General features: G+C 70.9%; 18 protein-coding genes. 11 read left to right on the top strand and 7 right to left on the bottom strand.

Going from position 1 to position 21718, the window contains the following annotated elements; genetic code table 11:
• Nucleotides 1-478: 478 nt before the first annotated feature.
• Together ACFHWU_RS23640 and ACFHWU_RS23645 are read right to left on the bottom strand one after the other, a co-directional pair.
• Nucleotides 479-1195, bottom strand: coding sequence for a creatininase family protein (locus ACFHWU_RS23640; RefSeq protein ID WP_416551032.1), 717 nt, complete (start codon nt 1193-1195; stop codon nt 479-481).
• A gap of 2 nt (nt 1196-1197) precedes the next feature.
• Entirely contained in the window at nt 1198-2754 is a 1557-nt protein-coding gene (locus ACFHWU_RS23645) for a helix-turn-helix domain-containing protein (RefSeq protein WP_416591604.1), read from the bottom strand.
• Between the two features lie 207 nt (nt 2755-2961).
• Here ACFHWU_RS23645 and fxlM point away from each other — a divergent pair, with 207 nt between their 5' ends.
• The 5 genes from fxlM (at nt 2962) to ACFHWU_RS23670 (ending at nt 9118) form a co-directional block, all read left to right on the top strand.
• Entirely contained in the window at nt 2962-4200 is a 1239-nt protein-coding gene (gene fxlM, locus ACFHWU_RS23650; protein WP_416569074.1) for a methyltransferase, FxLD system, read from the top strand.
• 14 nt (nt 4201-4214) lie between these two features.
• A complete protein-coding gene (locus tag ACFHWU_RS23655; RefSeq protein WP_278110917.1) occupies nt 4215-4361 on the top strand; it encodes an FxLD family lanthipeptide in 147 nt (48 codons plus the stop codon).
• Between the two features lie 71 nt (nt 4362-4432).
• Entirely contained in the window at nt 4433-7189 is a 2757-nt protein-coding gene (locus ACFHWU_RS23660) for a lantibiotic dehydratase (protein ID WP_416569075.1), read from the top strand.
• Nucleotides 7186-8268 (top strand): lanthionine synthetase C family protein, encoded by a 1083-nt coding sequence (locus ACFHWU_RS23665; protein ID WP_416569076.1) that lies wholly within the window; start codon nt 7186-7188, stop codon nt 8266-8268. Before ACFHWU_RS23660 ends, ACFHWU_RS23665 begins: the two co-directional genes overlap by 4 nt.
• A 13-nt stretch (nt 8269-8281) precedes the next feature.
• On the top strand, nt 8282-9118 hold the full coding sequence (locus ACFHWU_RS23670; RefSeq protein ID WP_416569077.1) for a thiopeptide-type bacteriocin biosynthesis protein: 837 nt from the start codon (nt 8282-8284) through the stop codon (nt 9116-9118).
• 72 nt (nt 9119-9190) lie between these two features.
• On the opposite strand, the gene ACFHWU_RS23675 is transcribed toward ACFHWU_RS23670, so the two are convergent.
• Entirely contained in the window at nt 9191-10429 is a 1239-nt protein-coding gene (locus ACFHWU_RS23675) for an LOG family protein (RefSeq protein ID WP_416551039.1), read from the bottom strand.
• A 246-nt stretch (nt 10430-10675) separates the two neighbouring features.
• Here ACFHWU_RS23675 and ACFHWU_RS23680 point away from each other — a divergent pair, with 246 nt between their 5' ends.
• Nucleotides 10676-11104: a DUF3151 domain-containing protein gene (locus tag ACFHWU_RS23680; protein ID WP_416551040.1), complete on the top strand. Its 429-nt coding sequence runs from the start codon at nt 10676-10678 to the stop codon at nt 11102-11104.
• A 4-nt stretch (nt 11105-11108) separates the two neighbouring features.
• On the opposite strand, the gene ACFHWU_RS23685 is transcribed toward ACFHWU_RS23680, so the two are convergent.
• Nucleotides 11109-12812: a MinD/ParA family ATP-binding protein gene (locus ACFHWU_RS23685; RefSeq protein ID WP_416591614.1), complete on the bottom strand. Its 1704-nt coding sequence runs from the start codon at nt 12810-12812 to the stop codon at nt 11109-11111.
• A 70-nt stretch (nt 12813-12882) separates the two neighbouring features.
• Between ACFHWU_RS23685 and ACFHWU_RS23690 the strand changes: the two genes are divergently transcribed.
• Nucleotides 12883-13071, top strand: coding sequence for a hypothetical protein (locus ACFHWU_RS23690; protein WP_416551110.1), 189 nt, complete (start codon nt 12883-12885; stop codon nt 13069-13071).
• A gap of 180 nt (nt 13072-13251) precedes the next feature.
• Here the strand turns inward: ACFHWU_RS23690 and ACFHWU_RS23695 are convergent, their stop codons facing one another.
• Nucleotides 13252-14280 (bottom strand): hypothetical protein, encoded by a 1029-nt coding sequence (locus tag ACFHWU_RS23695; protein ID WP_416551041.1) that lies wholly within the window; start codon nt 14278-14280, stop codon nt 13252-13254.
• 128 nt (nt 14281-14408) lie between these two features.
• Between ACFHWU_RS23695 and ACFHWU_RS23700 the strand changes: the two genes are divergently transcribed.
• From ACFHWU_RS23700 to ACFHWU_RS23710, 3 genes are all read left to right on the top strand, one after another.
• Nucleotides 14409-15695 (top strand): adenylosuccinate synthase, encoded by a 1287-nt coding sequence (locus ACFHWU_RS23700; RefSeq protein WP_281552466.1) that lies wholly within the window; start codon nt 14409-14411, stop codon nt 15693-15695.
• Nucleotides 15696-15927: 232 nt separating this feature from the next.
• A complete protein-coding gene (locus ACFHWU_RS23705; RefSeq protein WP_416551042.1) occupies nt 15928-17280 on the top strand; it encodes a ferric reductase-like transmembrane domain-containing protein in 1353 nt (450 codons plus the stop codon).
• Nucleotides 17281-17405: 125 nt separating this feature from the next.
• The gene (locus ACFHWU_RS23710; RefSeq protein WP_416551043.1) at nt 17406-18737 is read left to right on the top strand and encodes an NAD(P)/FAD-dependent oxidoreductase; all 1332 of its coding nucleotides are present in this window, start codon (nt 17406-17408) and stop codon (nt 18735-18737) included.
• Here ACFHWU_RS23710 and ACFHWU_RS23715 read toward each other — a convergent pair.
• Nucleotides 18731-19597 (bottom strand): trypsin-like serine protease, encoded by an 867-nt coding sequence (locus ACFHWU_RS23715; protein WP_416551044.1) that lies wholly within the window; start codon nt 19595-19597, stop codon nt 18731-18733. The genes ACFHWU_RS23710 and ACFHWU_RS23715 overlap by 7 nt on opposite strands.
• 164 nt (nt 19598-19761) lie before the next feature.
• Entirely contained in the window at nt 19762-20307 is a 546-nt protein-coding gene (locus ACFHWU_RS23720) for a DinB family protein (RefSeq protein ID WP_416591605.1), read from the bottom strand.
• Between the two features lie 181 nt (nt 20308-20488).
• Between ACFHWU_RS23720 and ACFHWU_RS23725 the strand changes: the two genes are divergently transcribed.
• A complete protein-coding gene (locus ACFHWU_RS23725; protein ID WP_416591606.1) occupies nt 20489-21709 on the top strand; it encodes a hypothetical protein in 1221 nt (406 codons plus the stop codon).
• Nucleotides 21710-21718 lie beyond the last annotated feature (9 nt).

The following is a 21718-nucleotide window of genomic DNA, read 5'->3' on the forward strand; positions in this document are numbered from 1 at the left end:
CACGCCACCGAGGTGTGCGGATGCTGTCGTCGATCTTCACGTACAGTGCGGTCAAGAGGGTGTCCAGGTCTTGCGTCACAACATGATCTTGGATGCCCTCTCCTCATGCCCGGAGATCGACCCCTCACTTCGGAACTACTCGTCTAGCCGACGCATCTCCACTCCCAGTCGAGCACCGGATCGTGCTTCCCACCATTGCTGCGGTCAACTCGTTGGCCGGGAGCTCAGCGAGCTGGGTAGTGCCGTAGGGTCGCGCAGAAGGACGTCGCGCGGCTGGTCTACAGCACCCGCAGCACCGTGGCGAACGTCGAAGCCGGTCGGCGGGTGGTCGACACCGGCCGGGATCGTTGGACGTTGCGCAGGATGATCTTGCCGCGCCCGGCAGTCCATCCCCACTGCGGTCCGTCGTTGTGTGGTCGGCTCTGCGCTGGAGCGCTACGGCGGCCTTCGAGGCGTAGCGGGCTGCGGGCGTGGCTGGTCAGGGTCGGGTGTGCTGTTGGAGGATGGCGAGGCTGGTGGCGAAGGTGGTGGTCAGGCTGTCGAGGACGGCCTTGCCTTTGGTGGCGGTGGCGGCGGATGGTGCGCCGATGACGCCGGTGTGGGTGTAGCCGCGCATGCCGAGCACCAGAAGGTCGGGTCGTTCGGTGAGGTGGTCGGCGGTCTGGTAGCCGGGTCGGACGAGGTCGGGGCACAGGTGCAGGAGCAGGGAGGTCTCAATCTCACCGGCGTGCATGTCGTCGTGGCTGGTGCTGTCGAGGCCGGCGTGCTGGCGGGCGGTTTCCCAGTCCTGCCTCCTCGGGTAGAGGGCCATGCGCCGTCCGCTCGTGTTGGCCTCTTGGACGATGTTGGATAGCACGTAGTTGCCGCCGTGGCCGTTGACCACGACCAGCCGGTCGACACCGGCCTGCTCTAGCGACTGCGCGATGTCGGTGATGATCTGGGTCAGGGTGGAGGAGCGAATGCTGACAGTGCCCGGCCATCCGGTGTGTTCCTGCGAGCAGCTGATCGTCACCGGGGGCAGCAGCAGCAGGTCGTAGGCGGTCGCGGCGGCTTTCGCGATCGCGCAGGCCACGACGGTGTCGGTGATCAGCGGAAGGTGGGCGCCGTGTTGTTCGAAGCTACCCACCGGGAGAACGGCGACGCTCGCGGCCCGGCTGGCCTCGTCCGTGGTGGTCGCGGTGGAGATCAAGTCCATGATCACAGTCTGGTCGTTGACGCGACGAGGGAAAAGGCATTGCGGAAATCGACGACCTCAGTGGATCCCGTTACGCCTGCGAGCCGACCGTGGAGTTGGTTCAAGGAGGTCATCGCCCTGGCCGCCGAGGTCGCGGCGGCCAATCTCAGGGCGCGGCTGCCTTCGGCACCCGCCTCGGCCAACCGGTTCGTCGCAGCGTAGGACCGGGCGAGCCAGCTCCGGGTGAGCGCTTCATCCTGGCGGTAGTCGCCGGGCCAGTCGGTAAGGACCGTTTCCAGGGTCTCCGTCGCCGCAGCGGCGTGGCCGAGTTGGAGCAGGCAGTAACCCTCATGGGCGCGGAGGTAAGCGTGGGTGCAGTGGCGGCCGATGGTGTCCGGGTCATCTGCGGTGTTGCCCATGGACCGGCTGACAAGCTGGTGCGCGGTCTTGATCGCGGAGAGGGACCGCAGTCGTTCGTTGCGAAGGGCGTGTCCCTGGGCCTGGCGGATGAGGCAGAGGGCGCGGTCGCGGTCGGTAAGTGGCACGAGTGTCTCGGCGGTTTCGGCGAGTCCCGTCGCCTGGGTGCCGTCGAGGCGGTCGACGGCCTGCTGCGCTTGGCGCATGACGACGTAGGCTGCCATCCGCTTGTCGCCCGCCCGGTGTGCCAGGGTGAGTGCGTGGTCGAGCCAGTGGGCGGCCGCGTTGACGTCGGCGAGGTTGTCGGCGGTCCAGGACGCGAACTCCGCCCATCGCGCCTCCACTGCCAGAAGACGTGGCGTGAGGTCGTCCGGGGCCTCGCGGCGGTAGCGGCGGACGATGGCCAGCTCTCGGCAGACAGCGCCGTACACCTGGCGTGAACCGAAGACGTTGTGCGAGGCGGCCAGGAGCCGTAGCAGTTCACTCCAGTGCAGCGCCAAGGCGGGATCGACGCCAGCTGGGTCGGGAATCGGATCGAGGGCGGACACCGTCACCGGCCCCGGGATATCTGGAGCGTTGCCGGTCGATGCTGGTAGCGCCGCTGGGAGGTCGCCGGCAGCTGGCTGTATACCGACATCGGTCTCGCCCCAACGGGCCAGCTGCCTCGCCTCGACCCTTTCGCGGTCGAACCGTTGCTTCAGCCGCACGTAGGCGTCGTAACCGGCGAGTAGCGCGCCGCCGGCGTCCAAGAATTGATCACACCGCTGCCAGAAGATCCGGTCGGCTACCTGCTGACCCCGTTCCACCCCGGCGATGGTGCTGCGGGTGCTGTACACCCGCCCGGCGACATCGGCCTGGGTCAGACCACGCGACCTTCGCCGGTGAGCGAGCGCGGCACCGAGCTCCCGTTTGACGTCCTGGACCTGCCGCGGATCGATCACGAAGTCCCCGACTCTCCACCACACGTTGAAATAGCACAACGTTGAAAGGGCACGATAACCGTTCAACGCAGAGCGAAGCCACCGTGACCGGCCGGTGAGTAGACGAGTGGATGGGCGCCGGGTAGACCGCACGGACTCGGGACTTGGGGGTATCGCATGCGTGGATTCCGGGAGGCCGCCGGCCGGAGGTTGTCGAGGATTCGTGTCGAGGGTGTTCGACATCGCCGTTCAGGCGTTGAGTGGATGCGACCAACCGTTGATCCAGCGCCTTGTCTGCGTCTGGGGATTGTGGCGCACGATCACCGCGACCTGCTGGGAACGGTGGGGCTTCAGATGGTGGTCGCGAAGATGTGTTCAGGACCGGGCAGCGATCCGACCGAGCGGGTCGTCCGGATGGGCGGCCGTGACAGGTGGGGAGTGGCGTAGCGGATGAGTGTCGACATGGTGACCAGCGATGGTCTGCGGGCGGCGATGGTGGATGGGTTGGTCGCTGATCATGTGGCGAAGGGTCTGACGATGCGGCCGGAGGTGGAGGCGGCGTTGCGGGCGGTGCCGCGTGAGTTGTACACGCCGGGTGTGCCGTTGGAGGAGGCGTATCGGGGTGACAACGCGGTCATCACGAAGCGGCGGGGTGCGGAGACCGTGAGTTCGGTGTCGGCGCCGTGGCTGATCGCGGAGATGCTGGGGCAGGCGGCTGACGCCTTCGACGGCGGCCTGCTCGGTCGGCATGTGTTGGAGGTCGGTTCGGGTGGCTACAACGCGTCGCTGCTGCGGGAGCTGGTGGGTCCGTCGGGTTCGGTGACGACTGTGGACATCGATCCGGATGTGACGGAGCGGGCGGTGGCCTGTTTGGCGGCGGCGGGCTACGGCGATGTGACGGTGGTGTGCGCCGACGCCGAGCAGCTGATTGAGCCGCGTCGCCGGTTCGACCTGATCATCGTGACGGCGGGGGCGTGGGATGTCCCGGAGTCGTGGATCGCGCAGCTCGCCGAGGACGGCGTGTTGGTGGTGCCGCTGCGGACGTTCGGGATGACCCGGTCGTGGGTGTTGCGTCGGGTCGGTGAGCGGCTGGTGAGCCACAGTCAGCGGCTGTGTGGGTTCGTGGCGATGCAGGGTGCCGGGGCGCACGAGATGCGCTACGTCGACATCGCCGACGGGGTACATCTGCGGTTGGATGAGGGCGAGCAGATCACGGTGGAGTCGGTCGCGGGGTTGTTGTCGCAGCCGCATGAGCAGGTGTGGGCCGGGATGAGTCTGCCGCCCCGTACCGTGCTGGCGGATCTGGATCTGTGGCTGGCGGTGCGTCTGTCCGCTGAGGTGGATCAGTTCGTGGTGCTGTCGGCGCAGCAGGAAGCGGTCGACGCGGGCGTGGTGGCGCCCGCGTGGCGGTTCGGCACGCCGGCCGCGCTGCACGAGGGCACCTTCTCCTACCGGTCGGCGCTCGCCTGGACCGGTGACCGGTTCGATGTGGGTGCGTGCGCGCACGGGTCGGACGCCGCCGCGGCGGCGGAGCGGATGGTGGCGCACATGCGCGACTGGGTGGACGGCGGCGAGCCGTCCCCGGCGTTGCAGGTGCTGCCCGCGGCTACTCCCGACGGTGACCTGCCGGCCGGGACGGTGCTGGACAAGCGGCACAGCCGTGTCGTCCTCACCTTCAACCCCGCATGAGAAGGGAAACGCGCATGGAGACCACGGAAATCGAGGAGTTCGACCTGGACATCACCCTGGTCGACGCCGGCCCCGCAGCGGGCGGGTACGCGACCAACACCGACGACAACTGCGGCTCGGGTAACACCGGGTCGAACGCCTGCTCCGGCGGCGGCAAGTAGTTCGGATTCGACGCCGTTCGGGCCCGGCGTCCACGCGGACGCCGGGCCCCCTTCCCTCCCGGTGGTGTGTCATGGTTCCTGCGGCGGGTGCGGCCCTGGTCAGAGCCGCCGCCTACCCGGACGGACTGACAGTGCCGAGCTGGCCCGACCTGACTTCAGAGCAGCCGGAGCTGTGGCAGGGGTGGCTGACGCAGGTGTGGGCGTTGCCGGGGTTCGCGGCGGCGGTCGCCTGCGCCGCGCCGGAGCTCGCCGAACGGGTCGGCCGTGCGGTGGCCGGCGAGCCGATGTCGGATCGCCGGTGGCGTCGCCTGGTCGAGACGGTCGTGCGGTATCTGCTGCGATGGACGACGCGGGCGACGCCGTTCGGTGTCTTCGCCGGGGTGGCGCCGGTCGAGTTCGGCGCCCACGCCGCTGTGCGGTGGGGTGGGGAGCATCGGGTGGTCGTGCGCCCGGACGGGGAGTTCGTCGCTGAGGTCACCGCCCGCGCGGAGCAGGACGTGGCCGTCCTGCGGGGTGTCACGGTGGTGACGAACACGGTGGGGTACCGGCGTGGCGGGGTGTGGGTGGTGCCATGCGCGCACGCCGACGGTGACCGCAGGCGGGACGTCGAGATCGGGTTGACCGGGCCGGTGCGGGCGGCGATCGACGCCGCCGCCCGCCCGATCGCGTTCACGGTGTTGGCGGAGCGGATCGGCGGTCCGTCGCCGGCCGGGGTGGGCGCGGCCGAGCGGATGCTGGCCACACTTGTCCGGTCGGGGGTGCTGCTGTCGGAGCTGCGGCCGGCGATGACGGTCACCGACCCGGTGGCCCACCTGGCCCGCCACGTCGCGGTACCCGACCCCGGCGGACGGGTCTCGGCCGATGTGCGTCTGGACGTGCCGGTGACGCTGCCCGAGGCGGTCCTGCGGGAGGCGGGTGAGGCGGCGGCGACGTTGGCGGCGGTGGCGCCGCCCGCGTCCGGGTGGGTGGAGTACCACGGCGCGTTCATCCAGCGGTGGGGTCCGGGCGCGGCGGTGCCGCTGCGGGACGTGGTGACCGTGCTGGGTTTCCCTGCCGGCTACCGGGGGTCGACCCGCCGGGCGCCGGCGGGGTTCTCGGCCCGTGACCGGCTGCTCGCGCACCTGGCGCAGCAGTCGGCGGTCGGCGGGCGGGCGGAGGTCGTCCTCGACGACGACCTGGTCGGCCGGCTACGGGGAGACGACGACCGGCCGCCGACGCCGCACACGGAGCTGCGGTTCACGCTCGCGGCCGCGACTTTACGGGACCTGGACCAGGGCAGGTTCACGTTGACGGTGGCCAGCGGCGCCCGCCACGCCGGGGTGTCCGCCGGCCGGTTCCTGCACCTGCTCACCCCCGGCGAGCTGGCGTCGTTCCAGCAGGTCTACCGGAGTCTGCCGACCCTGCTGCCCGACGCGGACGCGGTGCAGCTGTCCGGTCCGCCGCTGGACCCGCGTCTGACCCCGCTCGCCCGGACACCGGAGCTGCTGCCCGTCCTGCCCGTCGGGGACTTCCACCCCGACCCGCCGTACACGGTCGCGGATCTCGCCGTTGCCGGCGACGGCCGCCGGCTGTGGCTGGAATCTGCCAGCACCGGCCGGCCGGTCGAGCCGCTGCTGTTCAACAGCGTGCTGCTGCCCGATCTGCAGCAGCCGTTGACGCGGTTCCTGACCGAGATCTCGACGGCGTGGACGGCACCCTGCGGCAGGTTCGACTGGGGACAGTCACACGATCTGCCGTTCCTGCCCCGGATGCGACGCGGCCGCAGTGTGCTGCACCCCGCCCGCTGGATCATCGACCGGCACGCCCTCCCACCCAGTGGATCCTGGCAGGTGTGGCGCGACGCCTGGCAGCGGCACCGCGACCACCACCAGCTCCCGGCCGAGATCCTGCTCGGCTGCGGCGATGACGTGCGGCTGCGCCTGAACCTCGACGACGACACCCACCTCGTCGTGCTGCGCCGCCACCTCGACCGACATCCCCGTACCGTCGTCACCGAAGCGCCCGGCCCGGCCGGCTGGATCGACGACCGGCCCGCCGAAATCCTGCTCACCCTCACCGACACCCCACCAGCCACCCGCCCTACCCGGCGCGCCCGGCAGGTCCGGGCCGTGACCTCCGTGTCGCACCGGCCCGGACCGTCGTCGCCGTGGCTGGAAACCCGGCTGTACGGGCGGCTCGACGACATCCTCACCGACCTCACCCGACAGACCGCACCCGTCCTGCCGGTGGGCTGGTGGTTCCTGCGCTACCCCGACCCCGAACCCCACCTGCGGCTACGCATCCCACTACCCGACTCCGCGAGCTTCGCCGACGTCGCCGGGCGCCTCGCCGAGTGGACACACCGGCTGGAACACGACCGTGTCATGCACGACCACAGCCTGCACACCTACCGGCCCGAGACCCGCCACGGCACCGGACCCACGCTCGCCGCCGCCGAGGCGGTGTTCGCCGCTGACTCCCGCACCGCGCTACGGCAGTTGACTGGCGACCGTCGGGCCGCCACCGCCGCCGGCATGACCGCCATCGCCGACGCGTTCACCGGCGACGGACCACGCTGGCTCACCGACCACGTCCCGCACCGCAGCGGTCCGCGACTCGACCCCACCCAACTCGACCTCGCCCGCACTCCACACCACGACGATGACCGCGCGGCCGCCCTGGTCGCCTACCGGGACCTCGCCCATACCGACGGCCTCGACCTCGACCAGGTACTGGCTGACCTGCTGCACCTGCACCACGCCCGCATGATCGGCGTCGACACCGCCTCCGAACGGCACTGCCTGCGGCTGGCCCGCGCCGTCGCCCGCACCCACCAGGCGACCTCATGAGCGCCGGGCAGTCCCTCGCCGACGGCGCGGCCGGGGCAGCCCTGCTGCACCAGGAAACCGGCGACTGGCCGGCCGCGTACGCCGCCCTACGGGAAGCCACCGCCGACGGCGTCAGCATCGCCGACGGCGCCAGCCTCTTCCACGGCGCACCCGCCCTCGCCTTCGTCCTCGCCACCACCGACCACCCCCGGCTCGCGCGAGCCCGAACCATCGCCGCGACCGGCACCGCCACCGTCACCCGCCGACGCCTCGACACCGCCCACCGCCGCATCGACTCCCGCCGCCGGCCGCATTACGCCGAGTACGACCTCATCCGTGGCCTGACCGGCCTCGGCGTCGCCCTGCGCCGCCTCGGCGACCACGAACGGCTCCGACACGTCCTCGACTACCTGGTCCGCCTCACCGAACCCGTCGACGACCTCCCCGGCTGGTGGTGCCACAACGGACCCGACCGCCACCAGCCGCCACCACCCGGCGGTCACGCGAACCACGGCCTCGCCCACGGCATCACTGGACCCCTCGCCCTACTCGCCCTCACCCACCGCGACGGCATCAGCGTCAACGGACACACCACCGCGATCACCCGAATCTGCCGGTGGCTGGACCGGTGGCAGCAACACACCGACAGCGCCACCTGGTGGCCGCAAACCCTCACCCTCGACGACCTGCACCGAGGCACACCAGCCCAGCGACAACCGTTGCGACCCTCCTGGTGCTACGGCACCCCCGGCATCGCCCGCGCCCAGCAACTCGCCGGCATCGCCCTGCACGACACCACCCGACGGCACCTCGCCGACACCGCCTTCACCACCTGCGTGACCGACCCCGCGCAGACCCGCCGACTCACCGACCGCAGCCTCTGCCACGGCACCGGCGGCCTCCTCGCCACCGGCCGGCGCATCGCCGCCGACGCACTCACCCCGACACCCGTCACGCCGCTGACCCGCCTGCACCAGCACACCACCAGCTCCACCACCGCCGACGAACCCGCCGGACTTCTCGACGGCACCACCGGCACCCAGCTCGCCACCGCAACCACCACCACGACCGGGTGGGACGCCTGCCTCCTCCTGAACTGATGAAAGGCCCGCCATGGACACAGCCTGGAAACAGGTGACCATCGACTACCCCGGCCGCAGCCGCCACGAACGCGAACACAACGCCGTACCCCACCTCCGCAGCGTGCTGCCCGCCGCCGAAACCGCCGGCCTCATCACCGCATGGTGGTTCATCCGCAAAGGACCCTGGCGTATCCGCTACCTGCCCACCACACCCACCGACCACCCCGACCCCCTACACCGTCTCCTCACCCAGAACGTCCCCTGGATCCACGACATCTACGAACCCGAAACCCACACCTTCGGCGGCCCCGCAGCGATGGACACCGCCCACACCCTGTTCCACCACGACAGCCACCACCTCCTCACCTACCTCCACGACCGGCCCACCAACCGACGCGAACACTCACTCATCCTCACCACCGCACTGATGCGCGCCGCCGGACTCGACCTCAACGAACAAGCCGACGTCTGGGCCAGCGCCGCCCAACACCGCCCCGACCACCCCCACCCCGCCACCCGCACCAACCCCGTCACCTGGACGTCGTTCACCGACAAGATCCGCCACCTACTACTCGGCAACCCCCACCACCCGTGCGACTGGCACACCGCCTTCGCAGACGCCGGCACCACCCTCGGCGGCCTACGCGCCACCGGCACACTCACCCGCGGGCTACGCGCGGTCATCACCGAACACGTGATCTTCCACTGGAATCGGATCGGACTACCCGCCACCACCCAGGCCACCCTCGCCCACGCCGCAACCGAAGCAATCCTCGGCAGCACTCTGCCACCACCGACCTACGGGCAGACGGCGAGCCGAACACGGCATTCCGCCCACGGTTGGCCACGGTCAGCTCAGCAGACATGAACCACGGCTGACGGACGTTATGCAATGAATGGGACCGACCGCCGGATAGTCGATCGTCCTGCCGAGCCGAGGTCAGCTCCGTGACTGGGCCGGCACTACCGGCGGCAGCGCGGCGGCGGTGAGCAGCGCGACCGCCTCGTGCACGTCGTCGGTGAGCCGGACCAGCGGGGACAGGTCGCCGGCCGGGGACAGCGCCAGCAGCGGCGCCAGCAGCGCCTCGACCGGCAGGGTCTGGCTCCAGAAGGCGCGGTCCAGGAAGACGTACGGGCCGCTGGCCCCGTCGGTGCCGTAGAACGTCTTCGTGGCCGCCTGGAACACCTCCTGCACGGTGCCGGCCCGGCCCGGCGCGAACACGATGCCGCCCCGGGTCAGCCGCAGGATGGTGTCCTCCCGGACGGCGTTGCAGAAGTACTTGGCGATCCGGCCGGCGAACAGGTTGGCCGGTTCGTGCCCGTACAGCCAGGTGGGGATGGCGAGCCCGCCAACCCGCGCCCAGCCGGAGTCGCTGTCGTTGGACACCGCCGCGTCGACCGGGTACCGGTCGCGGACCGCCAGCGCCGCGGCGGTGTACGGCTGCTGGTCGGCGTAGTCCGGCGCGCCGGCCAGCAGGTCGATGGCGTCGGTCAGCTCCTCGGCGTCGCGGCTGCTCAGGTACGCGCCGAGGTTCGCCGCCTCCATCACGCCCGGCCCGCCGCCGGTGACCACCAGCCGGCCGGCCCGGGCCAGCTCCCAGCCGAGCGTGGCGGCCAGCCGGTACGCGGAGGTGCCGCGCGGCACCGCGTGCCCGCCCATCACCCCGATCACCGAGGCCGGCCCGTACCGGTCGATCCAGGTCCGGGTGGCGTCGGCGAGCGCGTTGTCGATGCCGTGGTCGTGCAGCCGCTGGGCCAGCGCCTCGCGGATCTGCGGCTGGGCGCCGCCGTGCCGGCGGAAATGCCGGTAGACCAGGTTGTCGTACATTCCGTCGGCGCCGTGCTCGGCGAACCCGGCGGCCAGGTCGGCCGGGGTGTACAGCCGGGGCGGGTGACTCGGGTACGGTCGCCCGGCGAGCGGCGGGACCACATGTGCGCCCCGGCGCACCAGCTCCGCTTCTGCCGCCGCCGACGGGAACGAACAGCCCAGGAACAACGTGTCGGTGAGGTCGATGTCGGTCAGGTCGGGCACCGGCGGCACGTCGAACTGCAGTCCCTGTACGGTCAGCCCGGCCAGGCTGCCGGCGCGCAGATGATGGTCGAGCTCGGCGCGGGACTCCACCTCGTGCGGGGTGGAGTCGTAGTCGCCGGACAGCGCTGCGGGAGGTGGCGTGGGCATCCGGCCATTTTTCCGTACCGCCGCAACCGGCGTGGCGTGGCGCAGCGAAGCCCGGTCGTACGACGGCTCGGTCGTACAGCGAAGCCCGGTGGCACGAGGCCACCGGGCTTCCCAAACCGGTTCCTGGGGAGGCTCCGGACCTCTATTTCTAGTCGAGTACCGGCATCGGCACACCCGCCGCACGCGTGACGAAGGACTCATCCGTTCAGACACCATGTCGCTGCGAATCCAGGTTGAATGGGCAAAATGCAGAACCTGTTGCCCGAACCGCCGGCCACCACGCTGCCCGGCGACGAGCAGGCCGAGGCGGCACTCGCCGAGGCTGCCCAGGTGGACACCGAGGAGGCGTACGCCGCTGCCGCCGGACGCCACCCCACCTACAGTCGGGCCTGGGCGGTGCTCGCCCAGCGTGCGTTCACCAAGGGGGAGGTCGTCGCCGCGTACGCCTACGCTCGCACCGGCTACCACCGGGGCCTGGACCAGCTGCGCCGCAGCGGCTGGAAGGGGCACGGCCCGGTGCCCTGGTCGCACCGGCCGAACCGGGGTTTCCTGGCCTGCCTGCATCTGCTGTCCCGGGCGGCCGGGGAGATCGGGGAGAGCGACGAGGCCGCCCGGTGCGCGCAGTTCCTGCGGGACTGCGACCCGGCCGCCGGGGACGCTCTCGCCAGCAGTTGACGGCTCAGAGCCCTTCGGCCACCGCCGAGGCGATCTTCAGCCACGCCTGCCGGAACGTCGCGGACAACTGCCCGTACCGGATCGGTTCCCCGCTGTCGATGATCCGCTCGTAAGGTGCCAGCAGCACCGTACGGGTGCGGGCGGCGAAGTGCCGGTGGATCGGTGCCAGGTCGATCTCCCGGCGGGACGGCGGCATGGAGATGACGGTGACCGCTTGGCGGACCAGCCGCTGCCGGCCGGTCTGCTCCAGGTGGTCGAGCATCCGGGCGGCCGGCTCGGCGGAGTCGTTGCGCGCCGACATGGTCACCACGAGCTGGTCGGTGGCGTCGATCGCCGCCTGCCAGTTCTGTGCCCGTACGTTGTTCCCGGTGTCCACAAAGATCAACTTGTAGAACCGGCTGACCACCTCACGGATCTCGGCGAACGCGGCGGCGGTCAGCATCTCGCCGGCGGTGGCCGACTCGTCCGACGCGAGCACGTCGAACATGCCCTCGCCCTGCGCCCGCACGTACTGCGACAGGTCGCCGACCCGGCCGTGTGACCCTTGGAACAGGCGCAGGTCGCGCAGCATGTCCCGGACCGTACGGGAGTGGAAGTCCTGCTGGGCGCGCATGCCGAGGGTGCCCTGGGTCTCGTTGTTGTCCCAGGCCAGCACGTAGCCGCCGCGCTTCTGCCCGAACGTCATGGCCAGCATCAGGATGGCGACGGTCTTGCCGGCACCGCCCTTCGGATTGACCACGGTGACCTGGCGCAGCCCACCGAAGTTGCGGCGCACCATCTCGACGTCCCGCCGGATCTCCTGCTCGTGCTGCCCCGGCGGCAGCTTGACCAGGCCCAGCGTGGTCCGGTTGAGCGCGGCCCGGACCCCCATCGTGGCGACCGGGTCGGCCGGTTTCGCCGCCCGACGCAGGGCGAACTCCTCGGCGGTCGGCACGAACGACTCGGGTGTCCAGCCCGCCGGCAGCTGGCTGCCGCTGGCCGGCATGCTCGCCTGCTGGTGCGCCGGCACGGCCGGCTGCTGCCCGGGATCCTGGTACGCGGGGCCCTGTTGAGTGGGACCCTGCTGCACCGCGCCGAGCACCGCGGGCGGCACCGGGTAGCCCGAGTCGAACATTGCCGACCGTGGCGGCGGCCCCGGAGCGTCCGGCCCCGGCGAGCCCGGCTCCGGCGAGCCCGGCCCCGGCGAGCCCGGCCCGGGAGACGATGGCATCCGGTGCACCCCGGGCGCTTCCTGGTACGGCTGTCGGGGCAGTTCGGTCACGCCCGGACTCACCTGCTGGTACGCCGGTGCCGCCGGCGGTGGCGGTGACCAGGCCCCGCCGTCCGTCGGAGTCCAGTCGTCCCAGCCGGGCGTCTCGTCCCAGCCGGGCGTCGCCGTGGGCGCCGACACAGCAGGCGATGTCGCCATCGGGCCGGCGGCCGGCGGGGCCCACGGGTCGGCGGGCTGGCCCGGCATGGGTTCCGTCGCCTCTTCCTGAGGCTCGCCCGGTCGGCCGGGACCGGTCGGCGGCAGCGGGGGCGGCGTCGGTGTCTGACCGGGTGGTGGGGCGGGCCGGCTGGGACCGGGATGTGGCTGGCGGGGGTGGGTCGGGCCGGGCCGAGGCGGCGTCGGGTGCGGCCGGCCGGCAGCCTCCGACGTGGGCGTGGCCGCGTCCGCCGGCGGTACGGGCTGCTCCGTGAGCGGTAGCGGTACGGGCGCCTCCGCCAGCGGTACGGGCTGCTCCGGTGACCGCCGGGGAGCCGGCGGCACAGCGCCGGGCGGACCAGCATCGCCGCTGGTGCCAGCGGCACCCGTCGAGCGGCTGGTCAATCTGCTGGGGGGCTGCGCCCACGGCGACGCGGGCGAATGCGGCAGTTCCGGATCACGGTCGGCGGGTAACCGACCGTTGCCGGCCGTCCTGCCGTTGCCGGGCCGGACCTCGGCTCCGGACGTCACCGTCGGAATGACCGGTACGGCGATGGTCTGATCGCTGCGGGGAGTTGCCACTACTTCGTCCGGCGGCCAGAACGGCTCCTCCACCTGACCTCCGTCGGTGCCGGTCGACCGCCCCGGATCGGTGTTGTCGTGCACTGCGTACCTCCCCCTCGCCCCCCGTGGACAACCCGAGGATGTGCAGGTCAGTCGCTACTTAGCGTCGCATACCAGGTCAGTATGTGTACACGGCCCAGCCGCCTGGTTCCACCCACCAGGAGCGTTTCCGGGTCAAGCCGCCCACCACGCCGTCGTCCAGAAACGGCAGTTCGCCGTCGCGCGGGGTGACCGCCGTCGCGCGACCACGGGCCCGGCGGATCTCGATGCGTACCCGCTCGCCGCGCCACCACGACCTGGTCTTCACCGGTACCGCCACCGCCACCTCCAGCACCCCGTCCGCCGGGTCCGCCCGGGTCACCAGCTCCACCTCCGCCAGCCGGGCGTACCCGTCGGCGTTCGCCACCACGCAGGCCAACAGCGGGTCGTCGCCCGCGCTCAGCACGGCGTCATCGACCTCGATCCGTCCGCGCCAGGGTAGCGGGTGATCGTGCTCGTCGGCGGCGCCCAGCAGCGCGCCGTCCAGGGTCACCGAACCACTGTCGGTCCGCAGCAGGTCCAGCCGGCGCTGCCGACCGCCGAGGACCGCGGCGGCGACCGCGGCCGGCTCCCGGGGCAGGCCGAGCCGGCCGGCCAGGTCGGCTGGCGGGGCGTCGTCGGCCGGGGTACCGGTTGCCGTCGACCGCCGGGAGTCGGCAGAACCGCCGGGGTCGAGTGGCAGCACCCCGATCGCCGGCAGGTCCGGCAGGGTCCGGGAGTCGGCCAGGTCGGCGGGTCGCCGGCTCGGCGGCGGCGCGTAGCGGCGTACCATCCGGCGCAGCACCGCCCGCAGCTGCCCGTCGGCGGCCGTGGCGACGATCAGCCGGGTCTTGCCGTCGTCGTCGGGCCAGGTCAGACCGTCCGGCCGGGCCGGGCCGTCCAGCCGGGCGAGGACGTCGTCGATCTCCCGGTCCGACCGCGCCGTCACCGTCTCGACCCGGGCGCCGGCGGCGACCAGCGCGTCCCGGCAGGTCAGCACCGGCACCCGGACCGGTTCGGCGCAGTCGGGCTTCGCCCGGGTGAGTGCCGTGCCACAGCTGACACCGCAGCCGCCGTCGCAGCCCGCGTCCGGCTGGCTGCCGAGTGTCAGCAGCACCACGTCGTACACCGTCGCCGCCTTCCGCCGATCTCTGCGGCCACGTCCACCAGGTTCGTGACCCTTGTTAGCCTGACTCCTCGGGCTTGCCACGCGGTCGCCACCTGGCACCCGAGCCCCATGGAGGCGGGTTACACAAGATGCCAGCGATCGTGCTGCTCGGCGCGCAATGGGGTGACGAGGGCAAGGGCAAGGTTACCGACCTGCTTGGCGAGCGGGTCCACTACGTGGTGCGGTTCTCCGGCGGCAACAACGCCGGGCACACCGTGATCACGCCGGACGGGCAGAAGTACGCCCTGCACCTGATGCCGTCCGGTGCGCTCTCCCCGAACGCGATGATCATCATCGGCAACGGGGTGGTGGTCGACCCGAAGGTCCTGCTGACCGAGATCGACGGCCTCGCCGAACGCGGCGTGGACGTCTCCCGGCTGCGGATCTCCGGTGACGCGCACCTGATCATGCCGCACCACCGGGCGCTGGACCGGGTGGTCGAGCGCTACCTCGGATCGTCGCGGATCGGCACCACCGGGCGCGGCATCGGGCCGGCGTACGGCGACAAGGTGGCCCGGATGGGCATCCGGGTGCAGGATCTGCTCGACCCCGGCATCCTGCGCAAGAAGCTGGAGCTGGCGCTGCGGGAGAAGAACCAGATTCTGTTCAAGGTCTACAACCGCAAGGCGCTGGACCTGGACGCGGTGGTCGAGGAGTACCTGGCGTACGCGCAGCGGCTGCGTCCGCACATCGCCGAGACCCGGGCGATCCTCTGGGACGCCCTTGACCGGGGCGACACGGTGCTGCTGGAGGGCGCGCAGGCCACCATGCTCGACATGGACCACGGCACCTACCCGTTCGTGACCTCGTCCAACCCCACGTCGGGCGGGGCCTGTGTGGGCACCGGCATCCCGCCGACCGCGATCACCAAGGTGATCGGGGTGACCAAGGCGTACACCACCCGGGTCGGCTCCGGGCCGTTCCCGACCGAGCTGTTCGACGCCGCCGGTGACCATCTGCGCAAGATCGGAGCCGAGTACGGCACCACCACCGGTCGGGAGCGCCGCTGTGGCTGGTTCGACGCGGTCGTCGGCCGGTACGCCGTACGGCTCAACGGCATCACCGACCTGGTCGTCACCAAGCTCGACGTGCTGACCGGGCTGGCGAAGGTGCCGATCTGCGTCGGCTACGAGATCGACGGCGAGCGGTTCGACGACATGCCGATGACCCAGACCGGCTTCCACCACGCCACGCCGATCTACGAGGAGCACGACGGCTGGTGGGAGGACATCACCGCGGCCCGCACCGAGGCGGAGCTGCCGGTCAACGCCCGGCGCTACATCGCCCGGATCGAGGAGCTGTGCCGGGCCCGGGTCAGTGTGGTCGGCGTCGGTCCCGGCCGGGAGGAGAACGTGGTACGCCACGAGCTGCTCTGAGCCGTACCCGTCGGCTCTGAGTGGTGCCCGTGCCCCCGGCACGCGGATCCTCAGAAAATCCTCAGATCTCCGCCAAGCGTGGCGGGGCATGCCTGCTTCATGATCGAACCGGACCCGAACGTCCGCCGGTTGCCACCAGCGCCGGCGGCGGGGCACCCTTCCCAGAATTCGATCGAAATAACTGATAGCAGGGAGCAAGGCAGTGAGCCGGCTGTACGGCGATCCCAATCGCGTGCGAGACGCGATGGAGGCCACCCCCACCCCGACCCCTCCGACCGGCATCCCCCCGATGACCCTGGCCCGCTGGACCCTGTGGGGTGTGCTGGCGGCCAACCTGTTGATCCTCGAAGTGGCGTTCTTCGCGTACGGCCAGGGCAAGCACCCGGTGCTGACCGTCGCGAAGTTCTTCGGCCTGCACGCCGCCATGATCATGATGCTGCAGCTGACCCTGGTGGCCCGGATTCCCTGGCTGGACCGGCGGCTCGGGATGGACCGGCTCACCGCCTGGCACCGGTGGATCGGGTTCGGTCTGTTCTGGACCGTGATGCTGCACGCCGTGTTCGTGATCGCCGGCTACGCCACCCTGTACGACATGGGCTTCGGCGAGACGTTCCTGAGCCTGGCCGGGGTGACCGCCTCGCTGCTCGGGATGATCGCCGCCGGCATCATGATCGTCGTGGTCGGGGCCTCCATCCGGTACGCCCGACGCCGCCTGCCGTACGAGGCCTGGCACAGCCTGCACGTGCTGATCTACCTCGCACTGCTGGCCGGCCTGGTGCACCAGTTCATGGAGACGACCACCTTTGACTCGGCCCCGGCCAACATCTACTGGTGGACGCTGTGGGCGCTGGTGATCGGGTCGCTGATCGTCAACCGGGTCGCCGTGCCGCTGTGGCGCAACGCGTACCACCAGTTCCGGGTCGCCGCCGTGGTGCCCGAGGCCGACAATGTGACGTCGGTGTACGTCACCGGCCGCCATCTGGACCGGCTGCCGTCGCGCGCCGGGCAGTTCTGCATCTGGCGGTTCCCCGGTCACAACCGCTGGTGGCAGGCGAACCCGTTCTCGCTGTCGGCGGCACCCGACGGGCGTTCCCTGCGGCTGACCGCGAAGGCCGCCGGCAAGACCAGCGCCGGGCTGCGGCACCTGAAGGTCGGCAACCGGGTCTTCATCGAGGGACCGTACGGCGCGTTCACCAACCTGCACCGCAAACTGGACAAGACCCTGCTGATCGCCGGTGGCGTCGGGGTCACCCCGATCCGGGCGCTGCTGGAGGAGTCGGGCGGTTCGACGGTGGTCCTCTACCGGGCGGCCAGGGAAACCGACGCGGTGCTCCTCGGCGAGCTGCAGGGGCTGGCCGCCGCGCAGGGTGCGCAGCTGCACGTGCTGACCGGGCGCACCGGGTCCGGGTCGCCGCCGAACCGGCCGTTCGACCCGGAGAACCTGCTCGCCCGGGTGCCGGACATCACCGAACGCGAGGTGTTCGTCTGCGGGCCGCCGGCGATGACCACCGCTGTGGTCGACAGCGTCCGGGCCATCGGCGTGCCGAACGCTCAGATCCACGCCGAACGTTTCGGGTTGGGCTGACCCCTGAGGCTCAGTCCTTCCTCAGGGTCCTCAGATCTCCATCACGCGCCGGGTCCGGTCGCGGCCCGATGGTCGTAGGACCAGTCGGCGGGTCGGCGGGTTCGACCCGGAAGGGCGAAACAAGGGTGAGCGACAGCGACGGCACCAGCGCGATCGTGATCGGGGCGGGGATCGCGGGCCTGGTCACCGCCCGGGTGCTGAGCGACCACGTCGATCGGGTGACGGTCCTGGAACGGGACCGGCTGCCCGACGACGCGGTGCCACGCCGGGGCGTCCCGCAGGGCCGCCACTGCCACCTGCTGCTGGCGGCCGGTCGGCGGCTCCTTGACGGCTGGTTCCCCGGGCTGACCGGGGAACTGGTCGCCGCCGGTGCCGTCCCACTGCACGGCGCCGACCTGGTGTGGCATCAGGGCGGCGGCTACCGTGTCCGTCCCGACCTCGGCTTCCTCGCCGTGTCGGCGAGTCGGCCGCTGCTGGAGGATGCGGTCCGTCGGTGCCTGCTGCGGCAGCGGCGCAACGTCACCGTCGTCGACCAGACCGCAGTCGACGGCTTGGTGGGCGCGACCGACCAGATCGTCGGGGTCCGGGTGGACGGCGTCGAGCACCGGGCCAACCTGGTCGTCGCCTGCACCGGGCGCAACACCCACTTCCTGGATCAGTTGGCCGAGCTGGGCTTCCCGGCACCCGAGGTCGCGGCGGTACGGGTCGACGCGGCGTATGCGTCGCAGCTGGTCCGGCGGGGTCCGGACGACCTCGACGGTGCCATCGCGGTGGTGGTCGACGACCGGGCCGGCGGCCACCGGACCGGCACCATGGTGCCGGTGGAAGGCGACCGCTGGCTGATCACCATAGGCTCCCGGCACGGGGAGGTGCCGCCCAGTGACCCGGCCGAGTTTGAGGCCTTCGCCCGGGAGCTCCCGTCGCCCACCATCGCCGATGTGCTGACCAAGGCCGAAGCGCTCAGCCCGGTGCTGACCCACCGGATCGCCACCGATCAACGCCGGCAGGTGGAACGGCTGCGCCGTACCCCGGCCGGATTCCTGGTCCTGGGCGACGCGATCTGCAGCCTCAACCCGATCCACGGGCAAGGCATGACGTCCGCCGCGCTGCAGGCCCGGGCATTGGACCGGGCGCTGCGGCGGTACGGGCCGACCTCGCCACGGCTGGCCGGTGCCTTCTACCGTCGGGCCGGCCGGGCAGTCGACGCACTGTGGCGTACCGCGGTCGGAGCCGACTTCGCCGACCCCCGGACCACCGGCCACCGGCCGGTCGGGACCGGCCTGGTCAACCGGTACCGGAACCTGGTGTCGCGGGCCTGCCACACGTCGCCGGTGGTGGCCCGGCAGGCGCTGCTGGTGCGACATCTGCTGGCCCGGCCGGCGTCGTTGGCGACTCCGGCGATGATGCTGCGGGTGCTGCTGGCCAGCCGACGTCGGCCGGGCCGGGCCGATCAGTAGATCGTCACGTCGTACTCGTTGACCGCCTCACGCACCGGCTGGTAGAAGGTCGTGCCGCCGGTCCGGCAGTTGCCGCTGCCGCCCGAGGTGAGGCCCAGCGCGGTCGACCCGGAGTAGAGCGGGCCGCCGGAGTCGCCCGGCTCGGCGCAGACGTTGGTCCGGATCAGACCGCGGACGACCCCGCTGCCCAGGTAGCGGACTCGGGCGTTGAGCGCGGTGACCGTACCGCTGTGGGTGCCGGTGGTCGAACCGGTGCGGGTCACCGACTGCCCGACGAAGGCGTCGCCGACGCTGAACCCACCCGGGTGGCTCTGCGCCGGGTTGTCGTAGCGGACCAGCGCGTAGTCGTCACCGGGGAAGCTGTAGTCGATGGTCGGGCCGATCAGGTTGGTCTGCGCGGAGTTGCTGTACCAGGTGCTGACCACCTCACCGCAGTGCCCGGCGGTGAGGAAGTAGTAGGTGCTGCCGCGCACGGCGTTGAACCCGAGCGAGCACCGGCCGCCGCTGCCGTAGATCGGGTCGCCGGACGAGACCAGCCGGGTGAAGACACCGGACGTACGCTCCACCCGGATCGCGCCGGCCTTCCCGCGCGCGGTCCGCCGGATCTTGGCGATCTCGGCGCGGGAGACGCTGGTGTCGGCGGTCACCACGACGCGGCCGGAGGCGCTGTCGACGTGCCAGGCGATCCCTTCGACGCCGGAGGCTTCCACCAGGTCGCTGACCTGGGCTAGTTCGCTGGCGGTGTAGACGACCGGGGCGGCTGCACCGGCGGATGGCAGGGCGAGCGCGCCGGCGGTGAGTACGCCGACGGCGACGGCGAGCAGCCGGGTTGCCCGGCTGGTCGTGTGGCTGATCCGCACTGTTCCCTCCTGAATGGGACTGGGGATCTCAGGCTTACTGGATATTGACAGTTTTGTTGTGTGTCGATGTTTATGCAAGTGCTAACATGTCAAAGTTACTTAGACAATAGCCAATATGAAAAACGATTCTGGCAGTTGTCTGACTTGGCGCGGTCCCGCCCCGGTCAGAAGGTGGTCCGGTCGAGGTCGCCATGCGCTGCCCGGAGCATCCGGAGCTGGCCGATTTCCGAAGCGTTCTTCATCAGCTCCGCATTGACCCAGCTGGCCAGGTGGGCGAGGCTGAGCCCGGCTTCGGCGGGCCACGGATAGGCCGTCGGGCGGTCGAGGTCGGCGTCGGCGAGTCGGTCCAGCACCGTGGTCCAGGTGGCACGCAACTCCCGCAGCCAGCCGATGGATGCCGCACCGCTGCCCGGCCAGCGGATATCCGCGCGGTCGTGGGGCGTACGACTCTCGACGTGGTCGATGGCGACGGTCCACCACCAGCCGATGTGCCAGGCGAGCCAGGCGATCGTCGGCACCGGAGTCGGATCCGGTTCGCCGTCTGCCCAGTCCGGCATCCAGTCGCCGTCGTCGGACGGCCGCAGTGTCCAGCACACCGGTGCCGGTTCGGCGAGGAAATCGTCGGGCTGTAGTCGCTCCAGGTGGTACTCGAACAGCGACCAGGTCAGATCGAACTGCCACCGCAGCAGCTCGGCACGGGAGGACGACATCGGGTGATCATGTCACCCGCTGGTCTGGTGTCCAATGAATTACTGACACTGACCGTCTCCTGCTTGAACTTGCGACCAGTCCACAACTGTGGATCCTGGTAACGTTTCAAGCAGCACAGATCAATCTACTTCGATCTTTGTGTTCATTGTGTCGATCCAGTTCTCGTTGAGAGGATCACGGATGTCCCGTCCTGCCCGCCTCACCCGGCGCGCCCTCGCCGCAGCGGTCACCGGCGCCCTCGTCGCCACCCTCACGCCCGGCACCCCGGTCTCGGCCGCCGACCGACCCTTCACCTACCAGGTGACCCCCGGCACCGCGCAGTGGCGCGCGTTCAGCAGCCATCAGGAGATGGTCGACGCCGTACAGATGCCGGACAAGACCGCCGCCGCCCTGCGGACCCCGCTGCTCGTCGACGCCGTCCTGGCGTACCCGCTGCTGCCCGACGCCCTGGCCTTCAACAGCGTCCAACAAGGCTTCGAGACCGTCACCGCCCGCTTCACCGGACTGCAGGAACTGCTGCGCCGCCCCGACGCCGGCCAGGAACTGCTCAAGCGCTACCGGACCCTGAACCTTGCGGCCCGCCACGGTGAGACGCTCGATGAGGCAGGCGACCGGGTGATGACCGCGTGGAAACTGGAAACCGTCCTCGCCCAGCCGCAGGTGCTGGCCACCCTGACCCCGGCGCAGTCCGACGAACTGCTGCGGGTCGGCCTCGCCGTGCACCGGGCCAAGCAGGCTGACGCCGCGACGTACGGCCAGGCCAGCCTGGAACCGACAGCGGTGCTGCTGGGTCGCACGCTCGCGATCCGGGAGAACTGGGACTGGACCCGATCGGAGCTGCTGCGCGAAGGCCTGCAACTGCGGCCGGGCGCGGTGGCGACCACCGTCGCGGCGGTACGGGCACACCTGGCCGACCCCAGCGTCGCCCACCCGGTCCGCGACGACGTCGGGACGCTGGACTACTACAGCACCGTCTACACCCCCAACGGCACCCCGGTCTCGGTGATCACCATGACGTCCGAACTGACCAGTGCCGAGATCACCAGAGCCAACAATTTCGTGGCCGACGCCTATCCGTCGGCCACCCGGGAACGCAACGCCTCGCGCAAGTACAACTGCCACTCGTACGCCTGGTACAGCACCTCGAGCGCGAACAACCGGTGGATGAACAGCCCCGGTGACGACCAGTACTGGCTGGACGGCAGCTACACCCGCTGGCACCCGCCGTACATCTGGTTCTCCAACATGAAGCTGTCCTACTCGAGTGACGATCACTCCGGCATCTGGGTCGGCACCGGCAGCTACGTACGGTCCAAGTGGGGTCAGCTGCCCCTGATGTATCACTACTGGAACTACTCGCCGTACGTCAGCACGACCACCAACTCGTACTTCCCGTCCTGATCGATCGTC

Origin of the sequence: Micromonospora sp. LOL_015 (assembly GCF_048060275.1) — a bacterium.
GTDB lineage: Bacteria > Actinomycetota > Actinomycetes > Mycobacteriales > Micromonosporaceae > Micromonospora_E.